The organism is Brevibacillus brevis (genome assembly GCF_001039275.2).
GTDB classification, from domain to species: domain Bacteria; phylum Bacillota; class Bacilli; order Brevibacillales; family Brevibacillaceae; genus Brevibacillus; species Brevibacillus brevis_C.
Window position 1 is genome coordinate 1,371,038 of the sequence record NZ_CP030117.1, and the last position, 15,106, is coordinate 1,386,143.

A 15,106-nucleotide genomic window follows, 5' to 3' on the forward strand; every position below is an offset into this window, starting at 1 on the left:
GGCTATTTCCGTAATTTGGAGTAGCCGTTTTCTCGTCCCAGGAGGGAGGGGCACGATGAAAAACTTATTGGACAGTGGATGGAGAAGTGGTCATCTCTATCGTTCCTTCTTTGATCAAATGATTCAGGCTACTTTTCTGCTCGATCAATTTGGTAGAGTTTTTAAAGGCAATCCTGCCTGCCAAGTGTTGAATGGGTATGCCGTAGAAGAATGGGAAGGGTCCTCATTTTGGAAGCTGGCTGTTTCGGAAGAACAGGAAATGGTACGCCTTCAAACACAATTTGCGATGAATGGCGATCCGAGACCTTATTACTCCGCTTTTCGTCATAAGGATGGGGCAAGTATTCCCGTGTATATTACATATGGAACCTTTTGGGAGGAAGGCACGTCTATTGGGTATTATGCGATGGTGCAGAAGCTTCCGGCCTCGTTTGGGAACAGCTATGGTTCCGAACAGTGCAGAGTATTGGATATTTCGGGTGAAGGTGCGTTCGTCTACCATGCTGGGGAGCTTCAATACGTCAATCAAGCAGGGATGCAACTAGTTGGGGCTTCCGGCTTGGACGAGCTGCTATGGTATCCTTTTCAGTCGTTTTTCCATCCCCGTGATGTACCGAAGATCAAGGGGCTACTCCGCATTTTGGAGGAAGGGGAAACGGCCGCGCCGATTGAGGTTGAGCTGATCCGCTTGGATGGCAGTCGGACGGAGGTAGAAGTGTGTGGAACATCCGTGCCGATGCAGGACAAGCCCTCCATATACATACTGATCCGAGATATTACGGAACGCAAACGGGCGCAAGAATTTTTGCAAAACTCGGAAAAACTCGCGCTCGTCGGGCAATTGGCGGCAGGGATCGCACATGAGATACGCAATCCGCTTACCTCGTTAAAAGGCTTTGTGCAATTAATGCAAAAGGATGGCATGAGGAAGCCAGAATACTTCTCGATCATGAGCTCGGAATTGGCGCGGATCGAGATGATTGTTACAGAGCTGTTGGTCTTGGCGAAGCCGCATACGGCAGTGTTTGAAGCCCGCGATCTGTCCAACCTGATCACGCATGTGGTGACTCTCTTGGAGACGGAGGCAATTTTGAAAAAGGTCATGATTCAGGTCGTTTTCGAATCGGAAGTCCCCATGATCCATTGCGATGAGAACCAGTTGAAACAAGCCTTCATTAACTTTTTGAAAAATGGGATCGAAGCGACCTCAGGGAATGGAGAAATTGTGATTCGGCTGCGGTGTGAAGATGACCGAGTCGTCATTCGGTTCGAAGATAATGGAGTAGGTATCCCGGCTCATCAGTTGGCGAGATTGGGAGAGGCTTTTTTCACGACGAAGGAAACGGGGACGGGCCTGGGATTGATGGTGAGCCGCAAAATCATCGAGAACCATCGGGGGACTCTGCGGTTGATAAGCACCCCAGGTAACGGAACGGCAGTCGAGGTATGCTTGCCGATCAGCAGCTAGGAGGACGACTGGATGAACAAAAATACGGTACTGACAGCAGGCTTCGCCCAAATCCCCAAGGGAACTACCTTGTACGAGGTTTCTACCATGGTTGGCTGTGTACTCATCATTGATGTAGACGCCGAAGTGATTTGCGACGCCAGCTTTACCTTTGTCATGGACAAGACGAGCGAGTTTTTGGTGAGCTTGCTGGTAGGCAAGACAGTTGCAGATGGCATGCAGGAGATCACAAAGGCGATCCAAGAACGTTTTTTAGCACCTGGTCAGGGAGCTGTCTTGCAAGCCATCCGTGCAGCTATTGAGCGATATCATGAAAAAAAAGCGTAAAGCTACCCAATAGCCGGAGGGTTAAATATGCATGAGAAGCAAGACGTTAGAGAAGCGTATGCAAGACAGTTGTTGGAGCGTTATAGCCAATGGCTCGGCAACATAGAAGCAGTCGAGCTTGGCGAGGTCGAAGCGTTATCTCGTGAGGTAGACAGTATGCTGGCGGAGCAGGACAGTGTCTTGCATGCAGAACTGCTGAAGCAGATTGTGGAGCTGCGAAATAAGGTAACCGAAATGATGTGGATCTCCGAGCACATGAAGATTTTACATGACCTCAGCCACATTTTTGCGAAAACGTTTGAGGAAAGTAAAATTTTGTGGAAAGCATTCGAGCTGGTCTCGCGCGTGATGCGTGCAGATGCTTTCTTTATTGCCTTTTATGATGAAGGCGACAGTGAGATCAAAATTCCGATCAGCATCGATAATGGGGTCAATTACGGTCCGCTCACGATTCCCTATGGGCAAGCAATGGTATCCAAAGTGATTGATACGCGGGAAACTATCCACATCAAGACGATGAAGAACGAACCAAGCGAGCCAGAAATGATTCGCTGGGGAAGCCCGGAAATTGATACGAATACATGCATTTTCGTTCCACTCATGCTGGGGAATCAGATCAAGGGCGTTATTTCTGCCCAGTCTTATCGCGAATTCGCTTATAAAAAAGAGCACGAGGAACTACTGAAAATCATTGGTTTTCAGGTAGCAAGTGCTATCGAAACGGCGCGTTTATATGAGCGAATGTACCAGATGTCGTTTCAGGATGAGCTGACAGGGATTGCGAACTATCGTGCATTCCATCGTGATTTGGAAAAGCTGCTGAGTGAAGAGGATGCGTCTGTCTCTTTGATCATGCTGGATTCCGACAGCTTAAAAGCGGTGAACGACCATTATGGTCATCATGCAGGGGACGCACTGATTAAGCAAATTGCCGAAGCGATGAAAGAAGTGGCCGGGCCGGAGGATACTGCGTATCGTTATGCGGGAGACGAGTTCATGCTGCTCTGCCCAGGATCGTCCAAGGAGATGGCGGAGGAAAAAGCGCATGCCATTCGGGAGTATTTGCGCTTGCGCCCCTTAACACAGGACGATTGCTGCATCTTGATTGCGGTCAGTGTTGGAATTGCGCGCTACCCTCAAGACGCAAACACGGCTGATGGCTTGAAGCGGGCAGCAGATGAGGCACTGTACCGCTCCAAGCGCAAAGGAAAAAACTGTACGACCGTGTATGCAGCCGGCTAAGCTTTCTGCTGACGCATGGCGAATAGAAACGTCAAAATTGGCGAGATCCACAGGTAGATGACATAAGGTAAGTATTCCAGTGTAGATACATGCAAGGTGGCGGTAAAGAATGCACCGCTTACCCCCCATGGAATGAGTGGGTTGACGAGTGTCCCGCAGTCTTCTAGAGTACGAGACAGTCGTCTGCCCGCCATTCCGCGAGCTGTAAATGCTTCACGAAACATCTGTCCAGGGAGCAGGATGGACAAGTATTGTTCTCCTGTCAGCAGATTCACGAGTATAGAAGAAGATCCGGCAAGACCGACCATCTCGGCGTCTCGTTTGATTCGATTGATGAATCCGGAAAAGAGAGAATGAAACACACCGCTGTATTGCAGGATACCCCCTAAAGACAAGGCAATTAAAATCAAGGCGAGAGACCAGGTCATCGACAACAGTCCACCGCGGTCCACAATGGATGCAACGGCTTCATTGGCGATATTGCTGACGAAGCCTTTTTGCATGACAGTCATCCATTCGACCGGAGAAGTAACTCCTTCGGAAAGAGCAGCAGTAACAATCCCGCTCAAAATCCCGAATACCAATGTAGGCAAAATTGGTTTTCGCAGCGCAGAGCATAACAGGACGACGAATGCTGGCAGTAGCGATAAAAGGCCAAGCGAGAAGTTTTGTTCCAAAGCAAGCTGGATTTCTTGAATCGCATCTAGATTCACATTGGCACTTTGTCCTTGAATTCCGAAGAAAATCGCGGTAATGACAAGGGCAGGAACGGCAGTGCGTGACATGAACTTGACGTGCTCCGACAAGGAAACGCCTGCTATGGCTGCCGCAAAGTTGGTCGTGTCGGAGAGCGGCGACATTTTATCCCCGAAGCATGCTCCACAAATAATGGCTCCGGCTGTAATCAATGGATCAAGTCCGAGAGCAGTCGAGACCCCCATCATAGCGACCCCTACCGTACTGATCGTGGTAAAAGAGCTTCCTGTAACAGTCGAGACGATCACCGTCAGAAACAGGGCGGAGAGTGTGAAGTACTCCGGTGAGATGAGCGAAATGCCGAGGTGCAAAATCATCGGTACGGTTCCACTCATCATCCATACCCCGATCAAAATGCCGATTAAGGAAAGAATCAGCATGGGGGCGATCGCGGTTTGAATGCCTTTGATCAAGCCCTCCTCCATTTGCTTCCACGGAACGCCGAACAGAAAGAGAAGAGTGGCAGCGCCAATGGTGGCGAGGAAGAGCGGCATATGCGGCTCAACTTTGCCCCAGAAAAGGGCAGGAAACAAGATTCCGAATACGGTGACAAGCACCCAAATACTTTGCGAAAAAGATAGTGGCTTGTTCATAATGGCAACTCCTTGTTAAATCAGGCTGAAGCAGTGAGAAGGGACATTTTTACTTTCGTACTTTTGTGCTTTCTTGCTTCTTTGCTTTTGTGCGTTCAAGTGTTAGTGGTACTTTATCCTGAATTACTTGTTTCGTCAACGAAATCGGGTGAATTCGGAATCGTAAAATAATTCAGGGCAGCGAGATGCAAAAATAGGTTGTCTAAACGGCAGTGATCAGTCACGTCCGCTACTCCTCAGAGGGGCGGACTTTTTCGTGCGCTTTTTTATAATAAGACCTTATTTAAAATTATTATAAAAAGATATTGACTTTCAAATTATATCAAGTACAATGATAATTGTTCCTAGTTGATAATAATTATAATTTGATAATAAGGAAAGGGGGAGCCGCCCATGTATGATGTCATTATCATCGGTGGAGGACCAGCTGGTGCTTCCGCTGCGATTTATACAGCTCGTGGAAATCTAAAGACGCTCGTCATTGATAAGGCACCCGGAACCGGGGCGCTTGCCCTGACACATAAAATCGCCAACTACCCAGGGGTGGAGGGCGAGATGACTGGGAAAGAACTGTTGGATAAAATGCGCAGACAAGCGGAGGGCTTCGGTGCAGAATTCATCCAGACTACGATTTCTGCGGTAGATGTAGAGGATGAGGAAAAAAGCATCTTCACGGCTCATGGTACTTTCCAAGCGAAGGCCGTGATCGTAGCGACTGGTTCCAAAGGACGTAACCGTATGCTCCCAGGCGAAGAGCAATTACTCGGGCGAGGCGTGAGCACTTGCGCGACATGCGACGGAGCTTTTTATGAAGGCAAGCACGTTGCAGTCATCGGTGATACGGAGGAAGCATTGGAAGAAGCGCATGCACTGACCAAATTTACAGACAAAATCACTTTCTTGGTGCCTCGCGCTGATCTTCAAGGGGTAGAAGGACTACCAGAGCTGCCAAACACGGAAATGCGTTTCCGTACACGCCCATTGGAAATCGTGGGAGAGAAGGCGGTCGAAGGGTTACGCATTCGCACGGCAGAAGGAACAGAAGAAATGCTGTCCGTTGATGGAGTCTTCGTCTTCCTTTCTGGCAGCAAGCCGGGTACCGATTTCTTGGATGGACAAGTTCCCCTCGATGAGGAAGGATTTATGATTCTGGATGAGTTCATGCAGTCTTCTGTTCCAGGCGTATTTGGAGCGGGTGAGGTACGCAAAACACCTGTGAAGCAAGCAGTAGTCGCTGCGGCAGACGGTGCCATTGCAGCTATGGCTGTAGACAAATACATCAACAAGCGTTCCAAAGTTGTCCCCCAATACAAATAGAAGAAAAGGAGAGAAACAAACATGGCACAAGCAATCGTATACTCCAGCACAAATTGCAACTTCTGCAAGCAATTAAAGTCGTATTTGACAGAACAAAACATTTCTTTCGAAGAGCGCAACATTGATGAAAAAGACGAGTATGGCCAGGAGCTGAGCCGTTTAGGCGTGATGTCTGTTCCTTTGACAGTCATTGGTGAAAAGCAAATTTTGGGCTTCAACCCGACACGTATCAAAAAAGCACTGGCAGCATTGGAAGAGGCTACGAAGTAATTTTTATCAGACACCATATAAAAGGAGAGATTTATCATGACAATACAGCAAACGATTCAACTTCAAGTAGGAAAACCAGCACCTGACTTTAACATGCTTACAACGAAAAACATCGAGACACTGGAAGAACGTGTGTCGCTGGCTGATTACAAAGGAAAATGGCTGATTTTGTTCTTCTGGCCGTTCGACTTTACATTCGTTTGCCCGACAGAAGTAACTTCGTTTAGTGACAACATGGAAGAGTTCGAGGATTTGGATTGCGAAGTGCTGGGCGTATCCACGGATAGTGTACATACGCACCGGGCCTGGATCAAAACACCACGCGATGAAAACGGCATCGGGGAAGTAAACTTCCCGCTCGCGAGCGACTTCAAAAAAGAGACGGCACGCGCTTATGGTGTCCTGGACGAAGAGACCGGTGCAGCTCACCGTGGTTTGTTCATCATCGATCCAGACGGCATTCTGCGCTACCAAGTGGTAACAGACATGAACGTAGGTCGCAGCGTGGCAGAGACGACTCGTATTTTGCAAGCCCTGCAAGCTGGCGGTCTGTGCCCGGCGAACTGGAAGCCAGGGCAGAAGACGCTGTAATCAATTGCTTCTATATATAAAAGAAGAGGGACAATCCCCAGTCTTTTGCACAGACGGAGGGATTGTCCTTTTTCAATGGAAGGAACACGATGGAGCTAACGTTGACGATTCCATTCCTCTACAAGCAGATCGTTGTTGATACTCATGCCAGCGGCAGAGCCAAGAGCCGCGGCAGTAATCACTTGGTAGTGTGTAGATGCTGCATCGCCTGCACTGTAGACGCCCGGTACGCTCGTTTTCCCAAAGCTGTCGACGATGACCGTACCTGCTTCCGTTACCTGGCAGCCTAATGCTTGCGGCAAGTCAGATCCAGCCACGAGCTTGGGAGCAAAAAAGATCCCTGTGCACGAAATGCTGTTGCCATCTGTAAGCGCAACGTGCTGAACCATCCCATCGGCAGATGCAATTCGCTCGATCGGAGAGTCAAAGACAGGAACGCGATGCTGCAACAGCTCCAACCTTTGTTCTTCCGTGAATTCATCTGGTCCATTGGTGCAGATCGTGTATTGATTGGTCCAACCAGACAACATTTTTGCCAAGTGCAATGCCTTCTCTCCATTGGCGATTAAGACGAGTGGCTGGTCGCGTAATTCCCATCCATCGCAATAAGGGCAGACAAAAGCACTTTTTCCATAGACTTTCTCTAATCCGTTAACAGGCAACGGGAGGTCCTTCATTCCCACTGCGAATAGTAGCTTTTTGCTTTGATAGGTTGTTCCCTGTGCAGTCGTAATGAGAAAATTTCCATCGTGTCCCGTGATTGTTGCCGCTGTATCCTCCACGAAATGGACGGAGGGATAGGCGCTGATTTGCTCCCTGGCAATGTGACGAAATTCGCCCGGAGTGATGCCGTCTCTCGTAAGAAAGCCATGCGACTCACGAGTAACCCGATTCCGTGGACGGCCTTCATCGATAACGACCACACTTTTTCTTGCCCTGCCAAGAGCGAGAGCGGCACTCATACCTGCTGGTCCTCCACCAATAATCCCTACATCGATATGTTGATTCATGCTTGTATACCACCTTTATAGATTCTCTATATCCGTAATAACATATTAAAACATCCATTATAGATCTTTAATATCTATTATAAACGAACCTTCCTGATAATCAAGCCGAGAAACACTTTGTATTCTTTTTGTAAATAATCCCTTATATCGGCAAAATCCAACGCCTTCCAAATAGTAGCAACCTACCATTTTCACAAGTGAAAAGGAAAAAAAAGGAAGAGTAAATATACCTAATTGAGAAAATGTGTGGGCCAGAAGACCGTCCCGGTTGCAGGACTTCCCTCCAAAAAACGTAGGACGATGGAGGCGAATCCGTCCCAACATTACAATTTCATGACAAATCTGAAAAAGACACAATAGTGAATTTTGTCTATGGGAACGATTTGCTCCCTATGTTTACAATGACTGTGACGTGGCAACATATCGGAGGTTGACGAGGAATGGAGCCAACAAAAAAGAGAAGATGGCGCTGGATGAGCCTGACCATGCTGATCGTGGTGGGGGCAAGTGCCTTCTGGTGGTTTTGGGCAGCAGACCGTGTCGAAAGCATGGAGACGACTACAGGTGCCCAATTAAAATTTCGCGCGAATGGCGAGCTGTTCGAAGTCTATCAGAATCAAAAATGGCAGCCCTTTTTCGCGAAAGGGGTCAATCTGGGGGCATCGTTACCGGGTCATTATCCGGGTGAGCTTCCCATCACAAGAGAGGATTACATGCGCTGGTTCGCGATGATCGACGAGATGGGAGCGAACGTCATTCGTGTGTATACCATCCATGCTCCTGTCTTTTATGAAGCGCTGGTCGATTACAATCAGCGAAAAGAAGGGGACCCTCTCTACTTGATGCAAGGCATTTGGAGTCCAGAAGAGCTGTTGATTGAAAAGAAAGACGCCTATTTGCCAGAGATTCGCGAGGAGTTTCGACAGGAAATCAAAGATGCAGTCGGCGCTGTCTACGGGGATATCACCCTGCCGGAAAAATCGGGAAAGGCAAGTGGTACATACCGTGCCAATGCGGGTAAATACTTGATCGGTTGGCACACAGGGACTGAGTGGGACCCTGTAATGGTGCGAAACACCAACCGCCTGCATCAAAAAGTTGCACCCTATCAAGGGAAGTACTTCCACGCGACATCGAATGCAACTGCTTTTGAAACATGGATTGCTGAAATGGTGGATACCGTCGCAATGGAGGAGAGCAAATACGGTTGGCAGCATCCGATGACTTTCACCAATTGGGTGACAACAGACCCCTTATCGCATCCAGGAGAGCCGATTCATCATGAGGATTTGGTCAGTGTCGATCCTACCCATATAGAGCCAACGCAGTGGGAGGCAGGCTACTTCGCTTCCTATCACGTGTACCCGTATTATCCGGATTTCTTCCGCTACGACACTACCCTGCAACAGTTGAAGAACGATGCAGGGCAAATCGATACGTACAAAGCGTATTTGCGAAAACTGAAGCAGTATCACAAAAACATGCCGATCATGGTGACGGAATTCGGGGTTCCGGCATCGGTGGGAGTCGCCCATCTGGGAAATTTGGGGCGCAATCAAGGTGGTCATTCAGAAAAGCAGCAGGGAGAGATCGATGTCGAGCTTTTGCAAGAAATTCATCAGGAAGGGTATGCGGGAGCAATTGTATTCGTTTGGCAGGACGAGTGGTTCAAAAAAACGTGGAACACGATGCGCTTTGAGTTGCCGGAAGATCGGCGCTCCCTGTGGATCAACGTGTTGACCAATGAGTCTCTGTTTGGAGTCCTCGGCATGTACCCGAACAAAGAAGGCGTGCTGACCATCGATGGGAATCGTACAGATTGGGATCAGCTCGTGGCAGAAGAGAAGCAACGCCTCAATGTTCAAGTCCCGGGTATTGACGAAATCTGGATGACACATGATGAAGGGTACGTTTATTTCCTTGCTCAGTTGAAGGAAGAGTTTGACCCGGCTAAACAACAACTTTATGTGGGCGTTGATACACTTCCTGGCGGGAACAAGCATGCGGCACAGCTTCCCGGCCTGACGCTGGATGAGGGGCTAGAGACGCTGATCACGTTGGGAAAAGCAGACGAGAGCCAGATTCAAATCGCCGCCAATTACGATTTTCATGCACGCTTATACGGAAAACGCTACGGCATGCTTACGGTCAAGGAAACGGAGAAAAAAGACAATTCCGGGATATTCAAGCCGTGGAAGCTGGCAGTTAGCCTGGAGATGGAGCCGCCAGACAGCAAGAAGTACTATCCGTTGGAGGAAGTCGAGGTCGGCAAGCTGATCCGGGGAACGACAAATGCCCAAGACCCGCAGTACGACTCACGAACCGCATGGCAAGCGAAGGGCAAAGTGGTAGAGCTGAGAGTACCGTGGATGCTGCTTGGATTTACAGACCCGAGCTCCTTGTCCGTCATGAGCTATGAGGATGATGGCAAAAGCTTCACGACGAAGAAGACGAAAGGCATACGCATTCTGCCACTCCTGGTGGATACAGCGACGAAACAAGTCGTCGGGCAAAACGCTTATGCAGTGACGAAGCTCCCGATGTATACATGGCAAGGCTGGGAGCAGGTCGGCTATCACGAACGCAAAAAACAAAGTTATTCCATACTAAAAAAAGCATTCCATGAGATTGAGGCTCCGGTGAAGATCGAGACTCAGCCTTGATTGGATAGGAGAGTGGCAAACGTGCAAACACCATTGGCGACGGCAATTGTTTTTCTGTACGCGCTATGTGGATTGACAGTATTAGGCTTGCTTGTCTTGTTCGCACTGAAGCTGCGCAACATTTCGGTGGAGAAACAGACCATGCGTTGTCTGGAAAAATATCGCGACTACTTCGTTTACCTGCAAGCACACGGGGAAGAAGAGGAGCGTTTGCAAGTGCCTTATGGCGATGTGACGCAAAAAGAAAAGCAAATCATTCAGAAAAAGCTGTTTGAGCTGATGGAGCGAGTCACAGGCATTCATCGGGACAAGCTGATCTGGCTCTGCGAGGATATGGGACTCGTAGAGCTGGACATGCAAAGACTAAATGGCTGGTGGAAATGGACGAGAGTGGATGCCGCATACAATTTGGGGATCATGCGCTCCAAGCTCGCCGTACCTGCTCTCTTAACCCTCCTGCAAAAAAACACAAATGACACCAGTGTTTTTATCATTGCGCGCTCTGTCGCCAAATGTGCACGCAACACAGAAGATTTGCGGGAAATGGTGACCCACGTTGTCAGAGCGAAGAAAAATGTCCACCAGCTCATTGTGGACATCATCAGTGATTCGCAGGTAGATACGGCACCTCTTTTTGCACAATTTTTACAAGAATCCGATGCTGAACTGGTCCAAATCGGACTGATTGGCTATGCCGTGCATGTCCAGCCCGGCATTGAGCCTGCGCTATACCAGCTCATTCAATCGCCTGACAAGGAAGTCCGAATTAAGGCAGTCAAGCTCATGTGCCGGGATATCCGCTATATGAATGAGCAGACAGTCACTGATTTTATGAATCACAAGGATTGGGAAATTCGGGCAATGGCAGCGAAGGCAATTGGCTCACTGAAATTGCATTCGTACATTTCCTCGCTGAAAAAGGCGGTGGGTGATGCGAACTGGTGGGTTCGTCATCACAGTGCACGCAGCCTGGCGCAGCTAGAGGTCGAAGGCTTTGCTGCCCTGTGTGAAATTTTGCAGGAAGAGAGAAACGGTCATAAGAGCGAGATGGCTCATCAAGTGATCCAGGAGGAGCTGGAAAAAGAGAAGCTTGTTCTACAGGGTGCGACAGCGACAGAGAAGCTCGTGCAATACAACGAAAAGCTGCATCTGTATCGCAAGTCGTATCGCAAAACGATCTCCACGGTTCAGGCACTGGAAAGATAGAGCGAAAGGAGGCTGCCATGAGAGAGTTTCTACTTTACTACGGAGTATTTGCGGTCTATTACGTCATTGCGATCAACTCTTTGTACTTCATCATCATGCTGTTCTCGTTCAAGAGCATCATGGGAATCTTAAAAAGCTCCATCTATTCGAGATTCCAGACACTTTCAGGCTCTGAGCACGTTCCGCCGATTTCGATTCTCGTGCCAGCATACAACGAGGAGCTGACGATTATTGAAAATGTAAGGTCGCTCTTATCCTTGAACTATCCACGCTATGAGGTACTCGTGGTCAACGATGGATCGAAGGATGCTACCTTGCAGGTATTGATTAACGAGTTTTCACTGGTTTACTCCGAGCACATGCCAGTACAGCCGCTTCTTCATACGTCGAAGATCAGGGGAGTCTACCACAATCCGGCTTTTCCGAATCTGTATTTGATCGACAAAGAGAACGGAGGAAAAGCTGACTCGCTCAATGCGGGGATCAACCTCTCCCACTATCCGTTGATCGCTTCTATCGATGCAGATTCCTTGCTGGAAAAAGACGCGCTGATTCGCATTGCGAAGGTGTATATGGAAAACCCGGATGAAACAGTAGCCATCGGTGGAGATATCCGCATTGCCAACGGCTGCAAGATCGAAGACGGTGTCGTGAAAGACATTCGTTTGCCAGATAAGTTTTTGCCGATGATGCAATCCGTCGAATACCTCAAGGCGTTTCTCGGGGGACGGATCGGCTGGAGCGCGATCAACGGATTGATTATCGTCTCAGGCGCGTTCGGTGTTTTTCGCAAGGATTACATCATCAAGGTAGGCGGCTATCGCGAGGGGTATCCGGGTGAAGACATGAACATCATCATCAAGTTGCACAAGTACATGCTGGAAAACAAGCTGCCCTACCGTGTGGCATTTTGCCCCGATGCGGTCTGCTGGACGCAAGCGCCGGATACACTCAAAATTTTGGGCAGTCAACGGCGCAGATGGGGACGCGGGAATCTGAAGAACATGATTGAGTACGGCAGACACATGGCGTTTCGCCCCAAGTACAAGCTGTTCGGGATGCTCACGCTGCCGTTCAATATCTTGTTTGAAACCTTGAATCCGTACTTCCGCATCACGGGTCTATTGGCCCTCATCGGTTACACCATGCTGGATATGACCAATGGCTACGTCCTTTTCATCTACGGCTTGCTCAATGTGCTGTATGGCATGCTGCTTGGCATTGGCTCCTTATTGCTGGAGGAAATCGCGTTTCGACGGTATCCGCGTTTTCGGGACATCGTCAAAATGCTTTTCTATACGATTCTGATGTTCTTCGGCTATCGGCAAATCGGTGTCATCTGGAGATTCCTCGGTCATATTGAATATTTACGCAACAACAACTCTTGGGGAACGATGACGCGGACGAGCTGGCAGACGAAGGGCAGCGAAAACATTTCAAGTTTGGAGGCTAGATCATGAGTAATCTCGTACCTGTTTTTTACGAGCATCTGAGCAAGATGGAAGAGAAACAATTGGCGTGTGGGGTTATTCTTGCGGCTTGCAAAACCCTAACGAAAGAGTCAATGGAGCTGATCAAGCAAGACCTGGGCACTCGTTCAGGAGACGGCTCCGAGATGGCTTTACATTACGCGTATGACAAAAACAAGCAGCTTTTCGGAATACTGCTCGAAGGACAGAAGCTTTCGAGTACCCATTTCTATGCTTTGCGTGTAAAAGACTATTTGCAAGAGCATAAACTGCTAGCAGGTAGCCTCTTCATTGCGAGTTTTCCCGAAAGCTCTCGCTCGTCCGGTCAAATGCTGATGCGGATGATCCAAGAGATGAGAGAGCCAGGCACGCATGGGGAGATCAAGATTTACGAGCAGAATCCCGCTCAAAAAGAGGAGCCGGCAAGTATTTTGCTGGTTAACCATGATGAGACTGTCAACGAATTTTTGAGCATCTACTTTCAACGCAAAGGGTATCTCGTTACGGTAGCCAATGACGGGATGGACGGCATGGAAAAATATCAGGAGGTCGCCCCTGATCTTGTCATTACCGACCTGAATCTCCCTATCCTCAATGGATACCAGCTCATGGAAAAAATCAAGCATATCAGCGCTTCCATGAGCAAGATTATGGTGCTCACTGACAAACGACTGGAAGAAGATGTGCAAAAATCGTTTGCGATGGGAGCATCTGACTACATTACCAAACCATTCTCCCCGGTAGAACTGGAAGCCAGGGTGAAAAGGCTGATTTCATAATTCTAGAAAGAGAAAGGGAGAGAAACGAGGATGGCGAGATACGAGGAACTGCAACAGAAGATTCAACGAAAGACAGCAAAAGTGGGTGTCATTGGGCTTGGGTATGTAGGGCTGCCGCTGGCGGTAGAGACGATCAAGAGCGGTTATACCGTAATCGGAATCGATCTGCATGGCGGAAAAATCGAGAGCCTGAAAAGAGGGGAGTCTTACGTTCAGGATATTTCCAATGAAACCTTGCAGGAATGCCTCGCGACCAACCGCTTTTTTCCGACGACCGATTATAGCGTAATCGAGGAGCTGGATGCGATCAGCATTTGCGTTCCGACGCCACTCAGTCCCAATCAGGACCCGGACACCTCTTACATTACAAACGTTGTCGAGCAAATCAAGCGATTCATGAAAAGAGGAATGCTCATTACGCTGGAGAGTACAACCTATCCGGGAACGACGGAAGAGCTGATCCAGCGGGAATTTGAAAAGCTAGGTTATCGGGCTGGCATCGACTTTTTCCTCTGCTACTCGCCGGAGAGGGTCGATCCGGGCAATCGCAAATACAGTACGTACAATACGCCAAAGGTGATCGGCGGAACGACAGAACGTTGCATAGAGTTAGGCACACTCTTGTACGGTAGCCTGGTCAAAACCGTCGTGCCGGTCTCTTCGCCAAAGGTGGCGGAGATGTCCAAGCTTTTGGAAAACACCTTCCGTAGCGTCAATATTGCCTTCATGAATGAGATGGCGATGATGTGCGACAGAATGGGCATCAATGTTTGGGAAGTAATCAAGGCCGCATCGACCAAGCCTTTCGGGTTCATGCCGTTTTACCCGGGACCCGGAATCGGTGGGCATTGCATACCGCTCGATCCGATGTATTTGTCGTGGAAGGCCAAGGGCTTTCGTTTTCACAGCCAATTTATTGAGATCGCCCAATCGATTAATGACAACATGCCGGACTATGTGCGCAATAAGACAGCACAGGTGCTCAACATTTACGCAAAAGCGATCAACAGCTCGCGCATCTTGATTCTCGGCATGGCCTACAAGCCGGAAGTTGATGACCTGCGTGAATCACCAGGTCTGGAAATTTACGAGCTGTTCACCAATAGCGGAGCAACTGTCGACTATTACGACCCGTATGCGCAGAGCTTTGTGAATAAAAAAGGCGAGATCGTCCATTCCATCGCCAATGACTACGAGGCGTTCAAGACTTACGATTGCATGGTGCTCATTACGAATCACCAATGCTTTGCTTATCAGGAGCTGGCGGATTTGGGAGTGGCCATTATCGATACGCGAAATGCGTTTGAGGGCATCACGAATCCGAATGTATATCGCATCGGAACCTCCGTCGCTATCAGGCAGGAGAAGGAAGTCGTTAGCTTGCTCGCATAATACAAAGTCCGAACAGTATACGC

13 protein-coding genes are annotated in these 15,106 nt (G+C 48.8%); 11 read left to right on the forward strand and 2 right to left on the reverse strand.

What is annotated here, in order from left to right; all coding sequences use genetic code 11:
- The first annotated feature begins 55 nt into the window (after positions 1-55).
- Genes AB432_RS07165 through AB432_RS07175 form a run of 3 tightly spaced genes read left to right on the forward strand, consistent with a single transcriptional unit; the run spans position 56 to position 3,037 of the window.
- The gene (locus AB432_RS07165) at positions 56-1,468 is read left to right on the forward strand and encodes an ATP-binding protein (RefSeq protein WP_048031666.1); all 1,413 of its coding nucleotides are present in this window, start codon (positions 56-58) and stop codon (positions 1,466-1,468) included.
- A gap of 12 nt (positions 1,469-1,480) precedes the next feature.
- On the forward strand, positions 1,481-1,795 hold the full coding sequence (locus tag AB432_RS07170; protein ID WP_007725309.1) for a DUF3870 domain-containing protein: 315 nt from the start codon (positions 1,481-1,483) through the stop codon (positions 1,793-1,795).
- Positions 1,796-1,822: 27 nt separating this feature from the next.
- Positions 1,823-3,037, forward strand: coding sequence for a sensor domain-containing diguanylate cyclase (locus tag AB432_RS07175; protein WP_048031667.1), 1,215 nt, complete (start codon positions 1,823-1,825; stop codon positions 3,035-3,037).
- Here the strand turns inward: AB432_RS07175 and nhaC are convergent.
- On the reverse strand, positions 3,034-4,386 hold the full coding sequence (nhaC, locus tag AB432_RS07180) for a Na+/H+ antiporter NhaC (protein ID WP_048031668.1): 1,353 nt from the start codon (positions 4,384-4,386) through the stop codon (positions 3,034-3,036). The genes AB432_RS07175 and nhaC overlap by 4 nt on opposite strands.
- 393 nt (positions 4,387-4,779) lie before the next feature.
- On the opposite strand from nhaC, the gene AB432_RS07185 reads away from it, so the two are divergent.
- The 3 genes from AB432_RS07185 to AB432_RS07195 are packed head-to-tail and all read left to right on the forward strand — an operon-like array spanning position 4,780 to position 6,564.
- A complete protein-coding gene (locus AB432_RS07185; protein WP_048031669.1) occupies positions 4,780-5,703 on the forward strand; it encodes an NAD(P)/FAD-dependent oxidoreductase in 924 nt (307 codons plus the stop codon).
- 21 nt (positions 5,704-5,724) lie between these two features.
- Positions 5,725-5,973 carry a glutaredoxin family protein gene (locus AB432_RS07190; protein ID WP_048031670.1) on the forward strand — a complete coding sequence of 83 codons (249 nt, stop codon included), beginning with the start codon at positions 5,725-5,727 and terminating at the stop codon, positions 5,971-5,973.
- A 36-nt stretch (positions 5,974-6,009) separates the two neighbouring features.
- Entirely contained in the window at positions 6,010-6,564 is a 555-nt protein-coding gene (locus AB432_RS07195) for a peroxiredoxin (RefSeq protein WP_048031671.1), read from the forward strand.
- A gap of 95 nt (positions 6,565-6,659) precedes the next feature.
- Here AB432_RS07195 and AB432_RS07200 read toward each other — a convergent pair whose 3' ends face one another.
- On the reverse strand, positions 6,660-7,574 hold the full coding sequence (locus AB432_RS07200) for an NAD(P)/FAD-dependent oxidoreductase (protein WP_048031672.1): 915 nt from the start codon (positions 7,572-7,574) through the stop codon (positions 6,660-6,662).
- 440 nt (positions 7,575-8,014) lie between these two features.
- On the opposite strand from AB432_RS07200, the gene AB432_RS07205 reads away from it, so the two are divergent.
- Genes AB432_RS07205 through AB432_RS07225 form a run of 5 tightly spaced genes read left to right on the forward strand, consistent with a single transcriptional unit; the run spans position 8,015 to position 15,083 of the window.
- Complete coding sequence (locus AB432_RS07205) at positions 8,015-10,237, forward strand: hypothetical protein (RefSeq protein WP_048031673.1); 2,223 nt, start codon at positions 8,015-8,017, stop codon at positions 10,235-10,237.
- 21 nt (positions 10,238-10,258) lie between these two features.
- The gene (locus AB432_RS07210; protein WP_048031674.1) at positions 10,259-11,443 is read left to right on the forward strand and encodes a HEAT repeat domain-containing protein; all 1,185 of its coding nucleotides are present in this window, start codon (positions 10,259-10,261) and stop codon (positions 11,441-11,443) included.
- 17 nt (positions 11,444-11,460) lie between these two features.
- Positions 11,461-12,903, forward strand: coding sequence for a glycosyltransferase family 2 protein (locus AB432_RS07215; RefSeq protein WP_048031675.1), 1,443 nt, complete (start codon positions 11,461-11,463; stop codon positions 12,901-12,903).
- A complete protein-coding gene (locus AB432_RS07220; protein ID WP_048031676.1) occupies positions 12,900-13,691 on the forward strand; it encodes a response regulator transcription factor in 792 nt (263 codons plus the stop codon). Before AB432_RS07215 ends, AB432_RS07220 begins: the two co-directional genes overlap by 4 nt.
- 30 nt (positions 13,692-13,721) lie before the next feature.
- Positions 13,722-15,083: a nucleotide sugar dehydrogenase gene (locus AB432_RS07225; protein WP_048031677.1), complete on the forward strand. Its 1,362-nt coding sequence runs from the start codon at positions 13,722-13,724 to the stop codon at positions 15,081-15,083.
- Positions 15,084-15,106 lie beyond the last annotated feature (23 nt).

Bases quoted from the DNA above. Each gene is read 5' to 3' on its own strand.
- AB432_RS07185 (WP_048031669.1), top strand. From the start codon at position 4,780: ATGTATGATGTCATTATCATCGGTGGAGGACCAGCTGGTGCTTCCGCT.
- AB432_RS07220 (WP_048031676.1), top strand. From the start codon at position 12,900: ATGAGTAATCTCGTACCTGTTTTTTACGAGCATCTGAGCAAGATGGAA.
- AB432_RS07170 (WP_007725309.1), top strand. From the start codon at position 1,481: ATGAACAAAAATACGGTACTGACAGCAGGCTTCGCCCAAATCCCCAAG.
- AB432_RS07165 (WP_048031666.1), top strand. From the start codon at position 56: ATGAAAAACTTATTGGACAGTGGATGGAGAAGTGGTCATCTCTATCGT.
- AB432_RS07175 (WP_048031667.1), top strand. From the start codon at position 1,823: ATGCATGAGAAGCAAGACGTTAGAGAAGCGTATGCAAGACAGTTGTTG.
- AB432_RS07190 (WP_048031670.1), top strand. From the start codon at position 5,725: ATGGCACAAGCAATCGTATACTCCAGCACAAATTGCAACTTCTGCAAG.
- AB432_RS07205 (WP_048031673.1), top strand. From the start codon at position 8,015: ATGGAGCCAACAAAAAAGAGAAGATGGCGCTGGATGAGCCTGACCATG.
- nhaC (WP_048031668.1), bottom strand. From the start codon at position 4,386: ATGAACAAGCCACTATCTTTTTCGCAAAGTATTTGGGTGCTTGTCACC.
- AB432_RS07195 (WP_048031671.1), top strand. From the start codon at position 6,010: ATGACAATACAGCAAACGATTCAACTTCAAGTAGGAAAACCAGCACCT.
- AB432_RS07215 (WP_048031675.1), top strand. From the start codon at position 11,461: ATGAGAGAGTTTCTACTTTACTACGGAGTATTTGCGGTCTATTACGTC.
- AB432_RS07200 (WP_048031672.1), bottom strand. From the start codon at position 7,574: ATGAATCAACATATCGATGTAGGGATTATTGGTGGAGGACCAGCAGGT.
- AB432_RS07225 (WP_048031677.1), top strand. From the start codon at position 13,722: ATGGCGAGATACGAGGAACTGCAACAGAAGATTCAACGAAAGACAGCA.